Consider the following 17,956-nt stretch of genomic DNA (forward strand, 5'->3'; position numbering starts at 1 on the left):
GAATCAGGTTTGTGCTCAACTCAGATCAGTCTAAGAGACGAATAAACCCAGAATTGTACCCGAGGTGCGGTAGCATTCAAGCAACTCCCAGGGCATCCGCTATTGAAAAGTTACGGAATAAAAGTGTAGCTAGATCAGTCGATTCTGCAGGAGTTTTATCAAGTCAATTCCAAACTATTACAGGTTAGTCACTCTACTTATTGGGGGTTATTCATGCTCTTGATTTCCGCAAGCCAATCCTCCTCACTCTTACCACCTAATTCCACCGGTACCCCCCCATTTTTAATAGTTTTTAAAAGTAGAAAGTTAAGCTGCAAGGGCCAACTTCTGTTTCGGGGTAATACCTCCAATGGCCATGTTAGGCCGTTCGTGATTAATAAATCCATAACCAACGTGTGGCACAATCTTGGACTTGTTCTAACCTCTTTCTCTTTTTGAAGCATTGTACATCTCCATATAAATAATATTCACCTATAAATAGAATAGAAGTTTATAAACATAAAAAAATTACGACATTTAAACTTTAGTGCGACCTGAAAAGTCGTTTGAATTTCTGTCTTACAGGAGAAATATAACCAGATAAGACCGATTGCTCCATCAATCGTTCCCTAGTCGGACATGCGGGGCTGGCAACGGTCCGGTGTGAAGCTCCGATGACAATGTAACCGCCGAGTAATCGGTAAGCCGAGCCGCGAGGCAAAGCCGAATCTGCTAGCACTAAAGCGGAGAGGGGCTAGGGATGTGCGAATACGATCAACACACGTGAATCTCTGTAATTGTCGTTAAAATGAACAGGCCAAAGGTGCTGGGCCTGAACCAAAATGGTACGCGGTTAGGTTTGGTCGCTCAAAGTTCGGCCAACATGGACAAACAACCGCCGGCAAAGAAGAGGGATCCGACTCGCACTGAAATTCAAGCGGAACAGGATAAGCCCGTAACGCTGCCAGAAATGGTAGGCAAACCGCGAGGAATGCTGTTGGCGCTGCGGGTACAGGAAGGAGCAAAAAGCGAAGGCCGCCTTGTAATGAGGGGGATAAAGAGTGAAACATTCTCTTGCGCGAAAGCGAGCAGACTTGCTCTTGGTCAGAGTGGGCAAGAAATCTTGGCAAACCGTTATACGCGGGAAAGCAGATGAGGCAGACCGTTTAGGTTTGTTGTGCGCTTGCGCGCCCAGGTGAATTAAGAAACCAGGTCAACTGGTTCGATTTTACCAGAAGGGCGAAATGGCTCCAGGCGTATATTGCTCAGGCAGCCAGTTTGTTAGACTGCCCGGTGCCTTAGCCAGCGCTGGACTCTTGGCTTGAGCCGTGTGCGAGGTGACTCGCCTGCACGGTTCTTAGGAGAGGGAGGGTTAGTAATAGCCCTTCCTTATCCGACCTTATAATGAACAAATTCCCATTTCCCTATCAGGGTTCCCTCATATTGCTTTATAGCCATATAACCCATTACATCTAGCACCCTAGACCAGCGACCCACCCATTCTCCAGAGTTTGCATCAACAAAAAAAGAAACCCCATCTTTGTCTGAATTTTTATATACCGCAACCCCGTGGGTCCCATTTTCGAAATGCATCACAACAAAACAGGGCATATCAAATTTCACATGTTCATTTATAACAGAGCGAATCATCGCTCCTCTTATCATGTAGTGATTACCTGGGTCGCACACGTTTTTTGATATAAAATCAATACTTTCTTCTGTTGTAGTAGGAATCATCAAGTGGAACATTTTTTTCCTCAAAGAGGAATCCTTTTCTTTTTTCTCCTTCTCTAATTCAGATAATTCCTTTTTTTTCTTTTCATTGAATTCGTTTTCTTTATCCTTGCTTACTCCAAATAGAGAGCCTGCGAACCCTTTATTCATCGAGCGTTTTTCGATCTCCTCTTCTTTTTTTCTATATTTTTCTGTAAGGTCCTGACGTTGACTAGAATAGTCAGTCAGCAATACTATTGCATCAGATTGATGAGGTAAAAACAACGAAAGCTCTCCATATCTGGAAGTTTCATTAATATCTTCTCCAGGAAGAGCTTCCGAAAGCTCTCTATATTCAGCTGCCTTAACCGTGTCACGATATTTTTCCCATAAATTTATACTTTGTGGTTCTTTTAGTTTCGCTTTAATCGAAGTTATAGCAACTCCAGCACAAACACCTTTAATCAAGCCATCAATTGATGGATCCTGATAACCCATATCGCGAATCGCCTCATCTTGAAACATAGGCGTAAACTTAACCTCATACTCCGATGCCAATTTTTTGAATTCTTCAATTTGATTCATCGCCTCTCCTAGTCATGTATTTAAATACTGCACGAAGCGCTAAAGATTTGGTCAGACTTAAATAACCTTAATTAAAACTGACACCCTTTACAAATGCGCCGGGCAACGAAATTTCTCAAACACAGTCCGCTTAAAAGGATTGATCACACTACTTGCATTCAACTCAAAAACAACCTTACGGCCAGCAGAATCAAAAGTTAGTTTAAAACGATCCGCCTGCTGAGTTGATTCCAGACGCCCCGTATCAAGCAAGCGCAGCACAGCCCAAGGGCCGTCTTTCATCACATCTTTCTGGTCTTTTGCCGGCAAGAATGTCATCTGAGCTAATCCCGTACCGTTACCGCTGGGCCACTGGAATTGAACCGGCTGGGCCGCGCCATGGGTCGCCAATAGCTTTTGTCCATCCAGCTCAAGGGTAAATTTGGCAATCGTTGAATCGATATTGACCAGTTTCAGATTAAAGCGAATCGAGACCGCTTTTCCTCCATCTTGAAAAAACGCATCGCGAATCTGCGCTGCACGTTGAAATTGCATTAAGACATCATCCGCAATGCCAAGCGTATTGTTGCGCCAACGCCATTTAGGTTTGGACATATCAACATAGGCCTTCAGATTTTTCTCGAAAAAATCGTCAATCAAGCGCCCTGGCCCAAAAATTTTGGCGAAATCTTCTTGCGTCACATCATGCATGGAGTTCGCCACCAGCGGATAACGGCCTCCGATGGCCTGCTGGCAAAACGGCGCAATATTAGTCATCCATAATGCATTTAAGCGCGCACGTTCACCATCTTTTAGTAATGCCATACTATCTGTCACCACGCCATCCAGCACATTTGGCAGTGGCGCAGGCATTCCCTGGATGGCGAGCCTGAGCTGACTTAAAGCATTGCTCGTGGGTATTGGCAGGTTATAGGCATGCGCCGTATCTGCCGCATCCAGAAACATCGCCACCTCCTTGAGCATGCTTAGCACTTGCGCCAACGGCGTTTGTTCTGCAGCTTCGGTTTTTTTCACCACATCATGTAAGGCCTGAAAATGCGTATCTACTGTATTCTCCAACGCATAGGCTGGCGCTTTAGCAGCGTCAGTTTGAGCCAACGTGGTTTCCTGCACCGCCGCATTGACCAATAAGCGCAATGGCGAGTCAGCCGCAGCCAATAAATTCGCAATCGATGCACCCTGTGCAAGTTTTTCAAAAGGAAGTAGATCAATATCTTTTAGAAAATTATCCCACTGCTCTATGTATTCTTTAAAATAAAGCTGCGCCAGCGTGATTTTCAGTGCAGCGATATTTTCCGTGCTGATATCCGCCTGCTTTTGTCCAAGCACCCAATTGGCTTTTTCAACTTCAGTCACAGCTTCGTCACATAAAACCCTGAATTGAGCGTACCCTTTTTGCGTATAAACACCAGACACGCCATCCGCCAGAGAAGCGCCGCTATGACGCAGCAAGGCAAGTGATGCATTGCGTCCAGCGGCCGCACTCAGACTAAAGGGGGGTAGATTCGTTTTTTCTAGACGCCGCTTGAGATTATTAAAGACACGTTGCGCCAGCGGTAAATGCCCGAGCGTAGCGCGGGCTTGCTCTATCAACTCATTATTGAGTGGCAGGGAAGCCTTAAACTGAACGGATCGCAAAAGCGCAGCCAAATGGTCATCTACCTCATTCTGTTGCGCCTGGCTGGCATTGTATAAAAATTTTTCCCGCCATTTTGTAATGACTGTTATGCGTACTGTCTCTGCATCAAAATGGGCCGGATCACCTAACATCAAATAAGCGCGCAAAAACTGATATTGCTCATCGGGACTATTTGCTTCGCCGCGCCGTAGCTCATCTTCCAGAGTACGGACGAGTAACGGCAACAGCCCTTCTTGCAAGAGCTGTTGATAGGTTAATTCCAGGTTGTAGGCTAAAGTATCGTCTTGATAAAGCACACGCCGGGACCAAAATGAGGCGGCTTGGTTTTGTAATCGATAGGCATTGGCCAAGTCGCGCGCTTCGTCAAACAGCGGTAATAAAACCAGCAGATCACTCTGGCTACTCACATTTTGTACTTTATTTTTTAGTTTGACGACGCTTTCAGATAACTGTGCCATCGACTGGCTATTGCGCTGGTAAGCGAGCAAAATAACCGCGCATGCAATGATAGGCGCTACTATCGACACTCCTAGCGCGCCTCGCCGCAACCATTGACGACGACGTTCCAGCCTGCGGTTATCGCCAACTCGTCCGGCTTCGCGGAAAATGACCTCACGCCATAAGCGCGTCAGAAAGTAGGCGCGCTCCTCAAGATCCACTGCGCTAGTCACCGGTGGCACCCATTCCAGGGTCGCCGCAACTGAACTCATCACTCGATAAACGGGTTGACCTTGCTGTATCGCGCTAGTAAAGTAAACGCCACTCAGCACCGCTGGATCTTCAAAGCGCGAAGCACCAAAAGTCGTTTCAAGAAATTGCCGCAAAGCGCTTTGCAAACCGGCAAATTGTTGCGGAAAACTATAAATAAGGGCACGCCGGTGATCATTGGTTTCTTGCTGCATGCGCGTTAGAACATGCATTTGCAATTGCTTATGCAGTGCGCCAAATTCCCCAGAAAATGAATCCAGCAATACTTTAATATCCGTTTTACAGGTCACTGGAAAAGTGAGACCCCAGACTTGAGTGCATTCATCGCTGTTCAGATCACCAAAAAACTCATTAAAACCAGCCAATAAATCACATTTCGTCACCATCAGATAAATCGGAGGGTGTACCCCCAGCCGCTCATGAAGCTCATTGAGCCGTTGCCGCAGTAAAGTAGCTTGCGCGCTGCCACGTGTCGTATGAGCCTGCATCAAATCCATTGCGGACAAGGTAATAATCACGCCATTTAATGGACAACGGGTTCGATATTTGCGCAATAAATCCAAAAAACCCAACCACTCTGATGAGCCACTTTCATGCGCTTTGTCTGGTTCCATATAAATGCCTGGGGTATCAAGCAAAACCGCATCCTCCGTCAACCACCAGTCACAGGGTGAGGCATGATCGTCATTTTCTGCAGGTGGGGGGTAAAGTCGCTGGCCTGACGAAAAGCTGTGTTCAGAATGCGTCAGCATGGTTGTTTTACCCGCTTGCGGTGCGCCAATCACGACATACCAGGGCAATTGATAGATATAATTCCGTCGCCAATGCCTTGTTTCGTGCGCGTTCCTCAAATCTTTTAAGGCCTGTTGGAAGTGTTTTCTGTGCAATCCTAATTGTGCTGGGCGTTGATCTTTCTCTACTTTTTCCGCAGCAGGTTTTTTCTTAAACCACTCCATCAATCGTGCCATAAAAGATATATATGAACGTCTCCCGTTTGGGCAGGCTTGGTTAAGGCCTGTGCCACCTTTCGACGTGTCACTCCTTAAAAGATAAAATAAATTTTTTACGCCATGCAACCAGTTATGAGACAGCCACGTTTAGTCTACGGAGCAAAAATAGCAATGCTCACGCGCCGATTTCGCGCCCGGTTAGAGGCTGTGTTATTCGGCGCTAATGGCTCAGAGTCTGCCCTCCCATGGGCGGTAAAACGGGCTGGCGCACAGAAGCGGGAAATTAACAAATCCCGCACCGCTTCTGCGCGAGCCTGTGAGAGCTGCCAATTCGATTGGAAGCGCCCTGGCCTAAGTGGCCGGTCATCGGTGTGGCCACTTATTACAACCCGACCTGGCATGCCTTTCAGAATATCGCCAAGATGAGATAACAACGATAAATAAATAGGTTGAATTTCCGCACTGCCAGAGGCGAACAATCCATTGCCATTAATCGTGAGCAGAGCATAATTTTCAGTCTGCTCAACACTCAGTAAACCCTGCTCAATTTCTGGGTTTAACAAAGCTGCCAGCTTGGGCCACTCAAGACGAACCGGCTCAGATAAGGCGGGCGCACCCGCTTCATCTGTTCCCGGCGTGACACGTAGATGTTGGGTACGCAAAGTGTGAACAATAGATTGCACCTTCTGCTGCAAATAGAAATTAAAAATCAAATAAAAAGCCGCCACGCCCAAAGCGGCTAAAACTGCAGTCAGCCATACCGGCCATAGCCGCAAACGCCGCTTAACTTGATGTCCAACTGGCTGCCAATGTAATGACAGAGCATGGCTCGCACCGGCTATAGTTTGGGAGGAGTACAGCATCTCTTTTAACCGTCGCCGAATTAAATCGAGCTGCATCCGACCATCATTAAGCAACCGGTAACGTCCCTCAAAATTAAGCGCCAAAATGACATATAGCAATTCCAAGACATCTTTATTAGCGCTTGGTTGTTGCGCCAGCCGTTGCAGAATCAAGAAAAAGCGCTCACCACCAGAGGCTTCATTATGAAAGGTAACTAAAAGGCTGCGACTTGACCATCCCTCTGAACCCCAAGCTGTACTTGCAATCACCTCATCCAAAAAAGTACATAAACAATAACGGGCTGCGCCCAGTTTTTCGATATCAATATTGGAAGCGCGTCCTTCCTGCTCAAAAACCTTGATCATTTGGCAGATTTGATAACGTAGCTCTTCAGCGTTTGGAGGAATGCTTTGCAGACTGAGCAAAACCGCCAGTTCAAGCAGTGGATTAGCGGCATGTATGAGTGGATTAAGTCCCCCCGCGGGGAGCGGCATCACGGGTAGATGTAAAGCCTGAGTCGACCCATTCGTCATCTCAGAATGTCCGGGCAAAAAAATTTTCAAGGCTTCGCTCAAATCCTCAGAAGCAGACATTTGATGATCATTCAAGATGAATTTCCTTCTTCGCTATTCAGGCTGTTATGGAAAAACCGCGGGTTTTATAGCCGGACTGCCCAGAGCTCTACTTCCAGACCAGGGAATTCTCCTACAATGTGCACTGCCAGCCCAGCAGAAGCGGTAAGTTCATGCCAGAGCTCGTCACTACGATCCAGCTCAAAATAGGTAAAACCGGCATGAAACGGTAACTGACGCGGCACCACAGAAAGGGCGCGCAGATTGATGCCCGGTAGTTGCAAGTTGACTAAATCCCGGATGCGCTCGACCGGACCGATTTTGACTTGCTGAGTAAAGCGATTGAGAATAACTTGCGCAGGTAGGTTGGCTTTGACGGCAAGCACAAAAGTGGCGGATTTAAATAATTCAGGATCAGACAGAGTCGCCACCCTGAGTCCGAATTTATGTTCTTCAAGCGGTAATAAAATGGCGTTAGGGTTCATCACCATACTGAGCGAAGAGCGCAGGCTTTCCATCACCGGCTCAAAGGTCTCTCGCAGTTTATCGTGCCGGTAAATTGGAAATTCGCCAGGCCGCTTGTTGGGTCGGCTAAAAGTAGTCAACTCACCCGCTAACTGAAGCAGGCTTTGATACAGTAATTCAGGATGCAACCCGGTCATGGTCGAATAGTGAAGCCATAAAGGCTCGTTACGGTTCACCAATTGCAACATCAAGAAATCAGCAATTTCAGCTACTCCAGTCAAGTCTGGCTGTGCCAATCTATTGGCGAGCACCTCAGCACGTTGATGCAAGAGCCCGACAAATTCATCCACAAATGAAGCAAGCCGCCGCGAAATACGATAATCAAGACAAGGCGCAATATAAGTTGGATCAAGCACCACCTGGTTATCCGGCAAGCGCTCGATAAGGCGGGCTACGCCTAGCAAGGTATAGGCATTCATCGCCTGAGTTTCAAGCGTCAACTGAAAACGCAATTTGCCCACATGCATTAATACAGCGCCCGTTGCTTCCTGATGGCTGCTGGTCGCCTCAAATTCAGCCAGACGGTAGCGCGCAAAGTTCTCTTGCAGATCCTCATTGGCTGACTCAGGAATACCGGGGCGCCTTGTAGGCAAGGCCAAGTTGACCAAAATACCGCGCGCAGTTTCCGGAATATCGATGGGGGCAGGCAAATCATCATCCGCCGGTAAATTAAAGGAGGTGCCATCCGCCAATACACCGGCACATTCCAATAACGAAAATTTACCTAGCTTAAGCTGTTGTTCATCAATTTTAAGTACGCTAAAACCATAACCATATGGCTGCAACCCGGCACATCGCGCATCCAATTGAGCCCGCCAATACCGATCCTGCTGTTGTAAGTGCTGAGGCTGTAAAAGCATGCCTTCAGACCAGATTACTTTATTATTCCAAGTCATTTTACGCGTCGTTAAAAAACTGTGATGATCAGAAGGACGAAGAGGAAAAACCTAGCTACGCTAGCGGCATCATAAAAAATCATCAAACGATGTAGCCAGCGCAACCGCATCAGGCGCTGAGGCAAAAAATGTATTTGTCAGCGGATTATAATTATCAGGAATACGCTCTGAATATGCAGTCAGGCCATTTGGCGAGGCTGACGCGGCAAGCCAATCGGACGAGAACTCGCTATGCTGGTTTGGCCCAAAGGGTCCGGGTAACGGCGGTATCAAATTCAACGTGGCCTGGGCAAGCTCATCCAAAACTGGGTTCAATCCAGAGCGCATCTGCATAAAATCATTTCCTAGAATTTTTGCGCTGGCTAACGGACCCAGCATCCTCTGCGCGCCAGACCTTTTTATCCACTCCTCTTCTAGGTTAATTCCCAGTAAATTATTTTCTATCATCCCGCTACCCCGCATATTAATTTATACATCTTATCAAGCGCCTTCTTTGGGTTTTAGCCCCGTTTCAGGATTTTAATTTTTTTGTGCCATCATCCGCCTCTTGCGCTGCCAGCGGCGCGGTGGGTGAAGCTCCCACCCCCGCTCCCGCCTTACCGCCGCTATTCAATTGAATCGGAGTGCCCGAAATGGCGACACTGACTGGCCCGATCACAATAAATGCACCGCCTGCCTTAAGCGTAATGCTTTGTCCCGCCTCAATCACCAGATTCATGCCGGCTTTAAGATGAATATTTTGGCTACTCTCCAGCGCATAATTCTTGCCGACTTTTTGCTGCATATTTTGCGCAGCCGTCAGCGAAATATTACCGTCAACTTTTTCGTTGGACTCGCCCTTTATGGTCTGATGTCGTGTCCCCGCCACATTTAAGAATTGGCTGCCCTGCACCATTTCATGATGATCGTGCCCAACCCATGACAAAGAGTCATTTTTAACATAGGTTTCATGATCTTTTTCTGCATGGAAAAAGAGTTGTTCTTCACCTTTGGTATCATTAAAACGTAATTCATTAGAGCCACTACCGTCTTTGCTAGACTGGCTCTTAATCGTGGTTAAAGCGCGATTGGCTGGCAGTTTATAAGGCGGCATCGTATTGGCATTGTAAAAAGCGCCAACCACCAGAGGTCGATCCGGATCGCCTTCCAGAAAATCCACGATCACTTCTTGTCCAACGCGCGGCAAGAAAAAGGTACCCCAGCGCTTGCCGGCCCAATTTTGCGAGACGCGTACCCAACAGCGCTGCAGTTTTTTATCTGAAGCAGGAGGTTGCAACTGCTCCCAATGAAATTGAACTTTAACGCGCCCGTACTCGTCCGTCCAAATCTCTTCATTATCCGGCCCCACCACTACCGCGCTTTGTGGTCCGCAGCACAATGGTTTGGGGGTAATGCGCTCACTCCGAAATCCGGTTTCTTTACGCACGGCAGTAAATTGACAATCAAAAATAGGCCTTACAGGCACTGTCTCGCTCACTGAAGTATAAGCATCAGAATGCAACGCATAGTGTGCAGAAACGATCAGATATTTACCATTCAGATCGCTCCGCGGATGCTCTTTTAACTCAAAAAGTCCGCCCGGGCGAATACCGCGCGCTGTGGTAGCGCCTCGGATGCAATCCATACGCGTTTGGCAAACCTCAACGCCTACGCGCGCATAGCGCTCACCCTGCTCAATTTGACTATAGCCACCCGGGTGTTCTTGTATCAAGCCAGGCAAGTTTTCAGTTCGTCCGGCGCGTTTGGCGCGCGCGAGCAAACCCTGCTGATTGCTTAAAGAAGGCTTTTCAAAAAAATAATCATTTAACTCATAAGCTGAGCTTTGAATTTCAAAACCTGCGTTCCAATCATAAATACACTCTTGCTCGAGTGGCGCGACAACTGAGGGGCGATACTTTATTTCTGCATAATCAGGGAGCGTTTTATGACTGTCTGGCGCATCAGATAAAATCAATGTATGTTTGCCATTTTGCTGCTCAAAATAATAATAAATGCCTTCTTTTTCCATCAACCGGCTGACAAAATTGAAATCCGTTTCGCGGTATTGCGTGCAATGCGCCAGTTGCGGATAACTGGCCGAGCATTTATTGCTTACATCAATACTGTAGTCTTGCAAAATGTGCAGCAGAATTTGAGGCACGCTTTGCTCACAAAAAAACCGGCAATGTTTAGCCCGTGTCAAAAGCCACAAACGCGGCCGAACCGCTGCTTGATAAAGCGCCAGCTGTTGCGTCGCCGGATTGCCAGGACGGATCATTGAAAACTGCGTAACAATGCCATTAAATTGGCGCTCCCCACCCGCCGCTAGCTTGACTGATATAGACAAATCGTGTCCCAGCATTTTATGGCAATCGATCCGATCATCTTGACTTAATAGATCAAGCCGATATTCGCTGAGCCGACCCAGCTCTTCAGCGCCGCGCATTTGATGAAACAATAAAATATCAGCACCCAGCGCAGTTTTGACCACAATTTGACGATTTTTCTGGGATGGCGGCATCGCTTGCTCAATTAAGGAAGAAGAGTTTTCACTGTGGCCGGATTCGTGACGCTAATTGAACCGCCCCAAGTGCACAGACACTTTGAATTATTATTTAGCGCAGGTTGATTCGCAATCAGCACCGTAGGCGCGCCAGGAATCCATGGCGCGACAGTCATTGGAATACAGGGCATTGGCGTCAAAACACCCATTGCGGCCGCGGTGGCTGAGGCAACGGTAGGATTGGCAAGCGAATTGCACATGCCAAAGGGCATAATATTCACCATTGGCGCATGATCCATAATATTCGCGGCAGGAGGCCCTTCGGCCAGAACCCGCTTGAGCGGCAAGACATTTAGGCTAGACGGCGCCGTGCCACAGCTACATTGCAACATAGCGCCCATGGTGACTTGATGCGCCATACGTGATTTCCTTTTTAACCAAAGTAAATGCTCACTATCGTATCTAGGCCAACGCCGGATCACCTTCAATCAATGCTGGCGCAACACTTTGGCCTTCGGCGCCAAACTCATAGGCAAATTCATTTTCTTTAACAGAAACATGCACATACCTTAAACCCTCACCCATTAACTGCGCATTAAGCATGACATTACTAATATGCGGCAATAAAGTATTGGTTAAAATCGCGTCAATCATGCGCCCCCCACTTTCCAGCTCCTCACAGCGAGCGGCGATTAATTTAACCACTTCATCATCGACCGTAAAAGGAATTTGGTAGCGTTCACGCACACGTTGCTCGATACGGCGCAATTGCAGCCGAATAATCAAATCCAGCATTTCTTCATTCAGCGGATAATAAGGAATAACCACCAAGCGGCCCAAAAGAGCGGGCGGAAAAACGTCTAATAGCGCCCCGCGTAAGGATTTGGCAAGCTTGTCAGGTTCTGTGCGCCGGACCGGATCCTGGCATAAATCCATAATCTGCTCGCTGCCTACATTCGTCGTCAGAAGAATTAAAGTGTTTTTAAAATCGATTGCGCGACCCTCGCCATCTTCCATCCAGCCTTTATCAAAGACCTGGAAAAAAATTTCATGTACATCGGGATGCGCTTTTTCGACTTCATCTAGCAATATCACCCCATAAGGGCGTCGCCGCACGGCCTCGGTCAATACTCCGCCTTCGCCATAACCCACATAACCAGGGGGCGCGCCTTTTAACGACGATACGGTATGCGCCTCCTGATACTCACTCATATTGATCGTCGTCAGATTTTGTTCACCGCCATACAGCGCTTCGGCTAAGGCCAGCGCAGTTTCTGTCTTACCGACGCCAGAAGGACCTGCGAGCATAAATACGCCGATGGGTTTATTGGGGTGTTCAAGCCCTGCGCGCGACGTTTGGATGCGCTTGGCGATCATTTCTATTGCATGGTTTTGGCCGATGATGCGTTGGTTCAATATTTCAGCCAAATGTAAAACATTTTGAATATCATTTTTGACCATACGGCCAACCGGGATGCCGGTCCACTCCTGTACGATTGTCGCCACGGCCTGATAATCCACGGTCAATAAGATCAGCGGTTCTTCTGCTTGATAGTGCGCCATCTCATTTTGCAAGGTTCTGAGTTCCGCCAAACAAGCTTCGGTCTCAGGCTTGGACAAAGCCGCCGGCGCGGTGTCGGTTGTATGAATCAGGCCAGATAACTTTGCTTTTAACGCAAAAATACGCTCAGCCCAGCGCTGTTCAGCTTGCCAGCGCACTTCAAGCTCACCCAGATGATCGCGTTCAACCTGTAATTTTTCAGCGACCTGCTTGGTCCGCTGCGTCGTATCAATGCCCGCGGCAGTTTCCCGCTCCAGAATCTCAAGTTCATTTTGCAAGATGGCCATGCGCTCATGCAAAGCCGCAATCGACGCCGGTGTGGCGTGTTGGCTCACGGCAACACGAGCACAGGCAGTATCCAGCAAACTGACCGCTTTATCAGGTAGCTGGCGCGCCGGAATGTAACGATGCGAGAGCTTGACAGCAGCGCTCAGCGCCTCATCAAGTACCTGCACTTTGTGGTGTTTTTCCATTATAAGCGCCATGCCACGCAACATCGTAATGGCGTCTTCTTCAGATGGCTCAAGCACTGTAACGGCCTGGAATCGGCGGGTTAGTGCCGGATCTTTCTCAATGTACTTTTTATATTCAGCCCAGGTTGTCGCCGCCACTGTCCGAAGCGTTCCACGTGCTAAAGCAGGTTTAAGCAAATTGGCGGCATCCCCGGTACCTTCCATACCTCCGGCACCGACCAACGTGTGCGCTTCGTCAATAAAAAGAACGATAGGCTTGGTACAGGTCTGGACTTCCTCAATCACCTGACGCAGCCGTTCTTCAAACTCACCTTTCATACTGGCACCGGCTTTAAGCAGACCCAAATCGAGCACGCGTAAAGTCACCTCTTTCAATGGGGGAGGCACATTGCCCGCCGCAATGGCTTGAGCCAGGCCCTCCACCACTGCGGTTTTTCCAACCCCCGCTTCACCCACCAGAATCGGATTGTTTTGACGTCGGCGCATCAAAATATCAATCACCTGGCGAATTTCCCGGGCACGCCCGATAATCGGATCTAGCTTGCCGCTACGCGCTTGTTCGGTGAGATCAATCGTAAAGCGTTTGAGCGCCTGCTGTTTACCTAGCGCAGCAGGAGCGGGATAGGGTTCATCGGTTGGCACTTGGCCGGTTAAATTATCCAGTTCGGTGCCGGTTTCTACAGACTCTTTGAGGATTTGCGTTAAATTATCCGCCAGATCATCCAGTTTAATTTTTTCAAATTGCCGTGAGATAGCGAACAATGCATGACGCAAAGAGGCGGTTTTTAAAATCCCAAAAAGCAAATAGCCGGTACGGATCTGAGTCGCGCCAAACATTAATGAACTCAATACCCAACCGCGCTCAACCGCTTCTTCGACTTGGGATGAAATATCCATAATTGAAGTTGAACCACGCGGCAACTGATCCAGCGCGTGCGTCATATCACGCGCCAAATGGGCTAGATCAATCTCAAAATAGCGGATGATTCGGTGGATATCAGAATCCTGAAGCTGCAAAATCTGGTGCAGCCAATGGCTCAGCTCAACATAAGGATTGCCGCGCAATTTACAAAAAACTGTGCCACTTTCCACCGCGCGATAAGCCAGCGGATTTAATTTACCAAAGAGAGTTAAACGGCTGATTTCTGGCATTAAGAACCTCTTGCCCGGCACAAAGTGTCGATGGTTTAAAAATGATAAAAGGATCTTGCTGGAGCGGTTGATTTGCTAGCCAACTACTGTAACCAAGCCGCGCCTGTCGCCCAAGTCTTAAGGGCAACGCTTCCTCTTTTTTGAGATACAGTTTCAGCTCCCACTTGAGTCCATCACGAATATAATAATCGACCCAATCCCTTAATTGTTTTAGCCCATCACTACCGGGCAAAAACCGCAAATAGTCAGCCCAGACCAGAGGACCTAGCACAATGCGAAATTTATGCTGGCAATCCCAGACACGGCGGCCAAGAATGGTTGAAATACCCAATTCTGCATTATTGCCGGAGACGCCCAATGAGGACCGCGCATCATCCGGCAATTCGATCCAATCCCCCACCGCTTCTTCAATCTCCGTTGGCAAAGCAAAAAAACTGGCCAGAATTTGCCGTAAGCCAGAAGCATGACGAGTGGGCATAACCAAAATGCCGGCCAGATGTAATTTGGCAAAAACTGGGATGGCATCGGGCAAGGGGGATGAAGCGCCGCCAATCCCGAGTAAGCTACGCACATAAATTGAAAATCGATCACTTTGTGGGCGATCCAGACTGACAACCGGCTGCGCCACCGCCCACGCCCGAAAAAATAGCGACAGCATGCGGTGATGAAAAATATCCAGAAAACCTACTAAAGTTTTGTCGCCAGCGTTGCGCGCCCGATCCCGGGCATATTCAGTCAGGTGCAAAGGAAGTGGGCCATTGGGTCCGAATAGGCCAAAAAAATTGACTTTAAGGCTGGCGGCCTCTTCATTCTCATGCCAAGATTCAAAGGCTGCCAGCGCAGTAGGTGCAAAAGTCAGCTCAACGTTTTGCCCAAGGCGAACGCTATCTTCGGCAGGGCGCAGCGATTCGCCCAGCCGGGGCTGTTCCGCAGAAAGACACTCAAGCAGGCGCAACGCTTGAAAAAAATCAAAGCGATGAATATTCTCCGCCAAATAAGCGAGCCTTTTCAAAGTGTCTGGCATCGTCCTATCCTTGCTGGCCAGCGAAATACTTCACCGCGCGCGATGGTTTTCAAAACTGTTTCAGTAAATGAATTGACAGACACATATTGAGCAAAAAATTGGGCGAGTATGGCGCTAAATAAAAATGCGCTGGCCCCCTCAAACTCAGCTTCATCAAACAATAAAGTTAACTCAAACCCACGCCCAAAGATAATCGGCCCGTGAGAAGGCAAACGTCGGGTTACCGGGCGCGCTTGCAAAGAACGCAAACCCTCGATTTGTCGGTGCAGCGCAATATCATGCGCCGGGCAATATAAATTCAGTAAATCATGCAGCGCTTGTACGCCATCGCCTGCTTTCGCATCGACCAAGGATGAGTAATTTAAAGATAAATGGTTAATCAAACGCCAGGCAGTCTCTTCGGCATAAGCCGGTAAAGGCGCGCTAGGGCCCGCTAGGCAGCGAATCCCTTTAAGGGGCGCTTCCCCATCAAGCGTAAAGTCGGTGGTTCCTGCGCCGAGCAGAATATCAGTCGCTAAATGTCGATTTGTGCACAGTACTTTGAGACCGAGCTGGCGGACTTCATCATCAAATGGAGCCTGCGCACTATCAACCAATGAAATAAACGTTTCATTCCCAAGATAATCAGAAGATGCTTGAGGCTGTTGCCGGGTAGGCAGACGACGTTTTTCACGTCGCACCTGATAAAATGCGGTAGGCTGCCGGTCTGCGCGGTGGTCATGCGCAGCATAAAGAGGCCTGAACTTTTGTTCAGGCACCGCCCCAACACCATGACCTATGACTTCTTCTATTTGATATACCTCAAAATCCAGAGGCCGGGTGCGATCTACGACCACATGATATTCTGCCTGGGTAAGATTCACTGGGATACGATCTGTACGGCGCGCAAAAAGATTGATTGCCGGCGTACAATGCAGCGCAAAATTTGATACATCTAGTCTGCGCTCCAGTAATGCATCCGTGCGGTCAAGCAACACATAAATTTCAATTTCGCTCTCAGCACAGCGACTGAGCGCAGGCTGCAGGCCGGCTATTTCGACAAATAAAAACCGCGCCGGAAACGCAAAATACTCCTGCAGTAACCGATACCCCTGAAAAGATTGTTTATGCAGCGGCAGCAATGCCTCCGTCTCGTCAAAACCCATCGGACGCACGGCGCTTTTGGGTAATGTTTGGCTCCACTTTGCCGGACGCTCCACAGGCAACATAATGCAGGTTTGCGCCGCGCCGATAAAATATTCATAAATGCGCGTTGCCAAGCCATCCGCACCTTGCAAATAAAGAGGCAAGCTCTCAATTTTTAATTGATTAAACTTAAGTCCACCATGTAATTTCAGACGTAAGCGGATGCCGGCTTTAATCTTATGCGGCAGAACAATTTGATTGCTCAGCATTTCGCTATGCGTAAAAAATTGAGCTTGCGTAAGCTCCAGCGGCCAGAGCGTAACATCCTGGCCGGTACGATATTCACACCGCGTTGAACTATGTTTATCCAGGACGCTGTGCAAGGCACTCTGGCGCGGCACTTTAATGCCATCCGCCAAACCGGGGTGACTGAGATCAGGCTGTAGCTGCACCACAGTCATCGCTGGCGTGGGTGCCAGATAGTGCGGATAAATCAGCTCCATCAATTGCTGCGTAAACTGCGGAAATTGTGCATCCAGCTTCATTTGCACACGCGCAGCCAAAAAACTGAAGCCCTCTAATAATCGCTCTACATTAGGATCCGCGCACTCCAAACTATCCAGGCCAAGTCTGCCGGCGATTTTCGGAAATGCTTCGGCAAATTCTCCTCCTATCTCACGCAAATACTGAAGCTCCTGACTATAGTATTTGAGTAAAGTAGGATTCATTATGCGCCCTGTTCAAATACCCGAGCCTGGCCAGCTTCAAGATCCAGCTCGGTTCTAAAATAAAGACGTTCAGTAAATAATTGCGCGCGCAAATCACCCTCAATCAAAAAAGGCAATACGTTACGCTGCTGCATGGTTTTCTGGTTTTTATGATCAGACAGGAAGCTGACCCGCACGGTATGGCGGATCAGGCGCGGCTCAAATGCCCAAATCATCTTACGGATAGACTGGGCAATCGTGTCCAGATCAAGATCTAAAATTGTTTTGCCAGCAATATCCTGAAATCCGTAATTAATTACGGATTCAGCGACATAAGGATAACTGTCTAGAGCTTGAACTGAACTTAAAGAGGTCGCATTGAGTAGCCAGCTAAGGTCCCGCTGTATGCTTTGTTTTAGCCCAGACAGCGATACCGTACGACGCTCTTTGGCATCCTGCCTGGCTTCCGGGTCAAGATCAGTTAAACAATCCAGCAATGAATTAGGCCTCAGCATTGGCTGGAATATTCCATTTTCCAGTCACTTCTCCGCCTTTTTTCGCTCCAGTCGTATCTTGTGGCTGATAAACAGCTTCAACTTCAGCGAAATTAAGCGAAATATTTTCTGTAATACGATCCATCCCGCCACTGCCGCCCGTTGCATAGGACGAGATCAGGACTTTTTTCAGTTTAAGTTTAAAATATTCCAGTGGGCTTTTACCACCTGCCTTACGCACAGTCAGCTGCGCACTTTCAATATGCTGTCCTGAAACACATAATTGAAACAACGTAGGACTCGATTGATCCATATACTTGGCGATCGAGAGATTTTTGATCGAGCCTTTCCCACTGCCCCCGCCAGTTCCCTCATGAAAAGTTGCAGATTGATTTGCGCCCCAGCTCCACGACAGGACCTCTATTTCGTCTTTATGCGTATGATCGATCGACTCGCCCTTCACATCACCCAACTTCAGAAAAATATCAGCTGCCATTCCAATCTCCCCTTAAAAAAATCTACTTGTTT

The 17,956-nt window shown here is 48.2% G+C and carries 13 protein-coding genes and 1 pseudogene; 1 reads left to right on the forward strand and 13 read right to left on the reverse strand.

Annotation, left to right across the window (positions count from 1 at the left end):
* Window positions 1-306: 306 nt before the first annotated feature.
* Window positions 307-421, reverse strand: a pseudogene (locus tag MCB1EB_RS09635) (integrase core domain-containing protein); the annotation flags it as partial.
* 366 nt (window positions 422-787) lie between these two features.
* Here MCB1EB_RS09635 and MCB1EB_RS12125 point away from each other — a divergent pair.
* Complete coding sequence (locus tag MCB1EB_RS12125) at window positions 788-1,135, forward strand: hypothetical protein (RefSeq protein ID WP_161566174.1); 348 nt, start codon at window positions 788-790, stop codon at window positions 1,133-1,135.
* Between the two features lie 233 nt (window positions 1,136-1,368).
* Here MCB1EB_RS12125 and MCB1EB_RS09640 read toward each other — a convergent pair whose 3' ends face one another.
* The 12 genes from MCB1EB_RS09640 to MCB1EB_RS09695 form a co-directional block, all read right to left on the reverse strand.
* Window positions 1,369-2,277 carry a hypothetical protein gene (locus MCB1EB_RS09640; RefSeq protein ID WP_045364797.1) on the reverse strand — a complete coding sequence of 303 codons (909 nt, stop codon included), beginning with the start codon at window positions 2,275-2,277 and terminating at the stop codon, window positions 1,369-1,371.
* 87 nt (window positions 2,278-2,364) lie between these two features.
* Window positions 2,365-5,580: a type VI secretion system membrane subunit TssM gene (tssM, locus tag MCB1EB_RS09645; protein ID WP_052393985.1), complete on the reverse strand. Its 3,216-nt coding sequence runs from the start codon at window positions 5,578-5,580 to the stop codon at window positions 2,365-2,367.
* Window positions 5,581-5,726: 146 nt separating this feature from the next.
* Window positions 5,727-7,025, reverse strand: coding sequence for a type IVB secretion system protein IcmH/DotU (icmH, locus tag MCB1EB_RS09650; RefSeq protein WP_126354014.1), 1,299 nt, complete (start codon window positions 7,023-7,025; stop codon window positions 5,727-5,729).
* A gap of 50 nt (window positions 7,026-7,075) precedes the next feature.
* Window positions 7,076-8,410: a type VI secretion system baseplate subunit TssK gene (gene tssK, locus MCB1EB_RS09655; RefSeq protein WP_045364794.1), complete on the reverse strand. Its 1,335-nt coding sequence runs from the start codon at window positions 8,408-8,410 to the stop codon at window positions 7,076-7,078.
* Window positions 8,411-8,479: 69 nt separating this feature from the next.
* On the reverse strand, window positions 8,480-8,857 hold the full coding sequence (locus tag MCB1EB_RS09660; protein ID WP_126354015.1) for a hypothetical protein: 378 nt from the start codon (window positions 8,855-8,857) through the stop codon (window positions 8,480-8,482).
* Window positions 8,858-8,921: 64 nt separating this feature from the next.
* Complete coding sequence (locus tag MCB1EB_RS09665) at window positions 8,922-10,910, reverse strand: type VI secretion system Vgr family protein (protein ID WP_045364788.1); 1,989 nt, start codon at window positions 10,908-10,910, stop codon at window positions 8,922-8,924.
* Between the two features lie 11 nt (window positions 10,911-10,921).
* Window positions 10,922-11,311, reverse strand: coding sequence for a DUF4280 domain-containing protein (locus tag MCB1EB_RS09670; protein ID WP_045364785.1), 390 nt, complete (start codon window positions 11,309-11,311; stop codon window positions 10,922-10,924).
* A gap of 43 nt (window positions 11,312-11,354) precedes the next feature.
* The gene (gene tssH / locus MCB1EB_RS09675) at window positions 11,355-14,078 is read right to left on the reverse strand and encodes a type VI secretion system ATPase TssH (protein ID WP_045364780.1); all 2,724 of its coding nucleotides are present in this window, start codon (window positions 14,076-14,078) and stop codon (window positions 11,355-11,357) included.
* Window positions 14,044-15,102, reverse strand: coding sequence for a type VI secretion system baseplate subunit TssG (tssG, locus tag MCB1EB_RS09680; RefSeq protein ID WP_045364777.1), 1,059 nt, complete (start codon window positions 15,100-15,102; stop codon window positions 14,044-14,046). The genes tssH and tssG overlap by 35 nt, the downstream gene beginning before the upstream one ends.
* Entirely contained in the window at window positions 15,087-16,955 is a 1,869-nt protein-coding gene (gene tssF, locus MCB1EB_RS09685; RefSeq protein WP_045364774.1) for a type VI secretion system baseplate subunit TssF, read from the reverse strand. Before tssF ends, tssG begins: the two co-directional genes overlap by 16 nt.
* Entirely contained in the window at window positions 16,955-17,449 is a 495-nt protein-coding gene (gene tssE / locus MCB1EB_RS09690) for a type VI secretion system baseplate subunit TssE (protein WP_045364772.1), read from the reverse strand. The genes tssF and tssE overlap by 1 nt, the downstream gene beginning before the upstream one ends.
* A complete protein-coding gene (locus MCB1EB_RS09695) occupies window positions 17,436-17,924 on the reverse strand; it encodes an Hcp family type VI secretion system effector (RefSeq protein ID WP_026921368.1) in 489 nt (162 codons plus the stop codon). The genes tssE and MCB1EB_RS09695 overlap by 14 nt, the downstream gene beginning before the upstream one ends.
* Window positions 17,925-17,956 lie beyond the last annotated feature (32 nt).

It is taken from the genome of Mycoavidus cysteinexigens (assembly GCF_003966915.1).
GTDB classification, from domain to species: Bacteria; Pseudomonadota; Gammaproteobacteria; order Burkholderiales; family Burkholderiaceae; genus Mycoavidus; species Mycoavidus cysteinexigens.

What these genes read in the sequence shown, in the direction of transcription:
- MCB1EB_RS12125 (WP_161566174.1), top strand. Translation starts at nt 788, where the DNA reads ATGAACAGGCCAAAGGTGCTGGGCCTGAACCAAAATGGTACGCGGTTA.
- MCB1EB_RS09640 (WP_045364797.1), bottom strand. Translation starts at nt 2,277, where the DNA reads ATGAATCAAATTGAAGAATTCAAAAAATTGGCATCGGAGTATGAGGTT.
- tssM (WP_052393985.1), bottom strand. Translation starts at nt 5,580, where the DNA reads ATGGAGTGGTTTAAGAAAAAACCTGCTGCGGAAAAAGTAGAGAAAGAT.
- tssK (WP_045364794.1), bottom strand. Translation starts at nt 8,410, where the DNA reads ATGACTTGGAATAATAAAGTAATCTGGTCTGAAGGCATGCTTTTACAG.
- MCB1EB_RS09660 (WP_126354015.1), bottom strand. Translation starts at nt 8,857, where the DNA reads ATGATAGAAAATAATTTACTGGGAATTAACCTAGAAGAGGAGTGGATA.
- MCB1EB_RS09665 (WP_045364788.1), bottom strand. Translation starts at nt 10,910, where the DNA reads ATGCCGCCATCCCAGAAAAATCGTCAAATTGTGGTCAAAACTGCGCTG.
- MCB1EB_RS09670 (WP_045364785.1), bottom strand. Translation starts at nt 11,311, where the DNA reads ATGGCGCATCAAGTCACCATGGGCGCTATGTTGCAATGTAGCTGTGGC.
- tssH (WP_045364780.1), bottom strand. Translation starts at nt 14,078, where the DNA reads ATGCCAGAAATCAGCCGTTTAACTCTCTTTGGTAAATTAAATCCGCTG.
- tssG (WP_045364777.1), bottom strand. Translation starts at nt 15,102, where the DNA reads ATGCCAGACACTTTGAAAAGGCTCGCTTATTTGGCGGAGAATATTCAT.
- tssF (WP_045364774.1), bottom strand. Translation starts at nt 16,955, where the DNA reads ATGAATCCTACTTTACTCAAATACTATAGTCAGGAGCTTCAGTATTTG.
- tssE (WP_045364772.1), bottom strand. Translation starts at nt 17,449, where the DNA reads ATGCTGAGGCCTAATTCATTGCTGGATTGTTTAACTGATCTTGACCCG.
- MCB1EB_RS09695 (WP_026921368.1), bottom strand. Translation starts at nt 17,924, where the DNA reads ATGGCAGCTGATATTTTTCTGAAGTTGGGTGATGTGAAGGGCGAGTCG.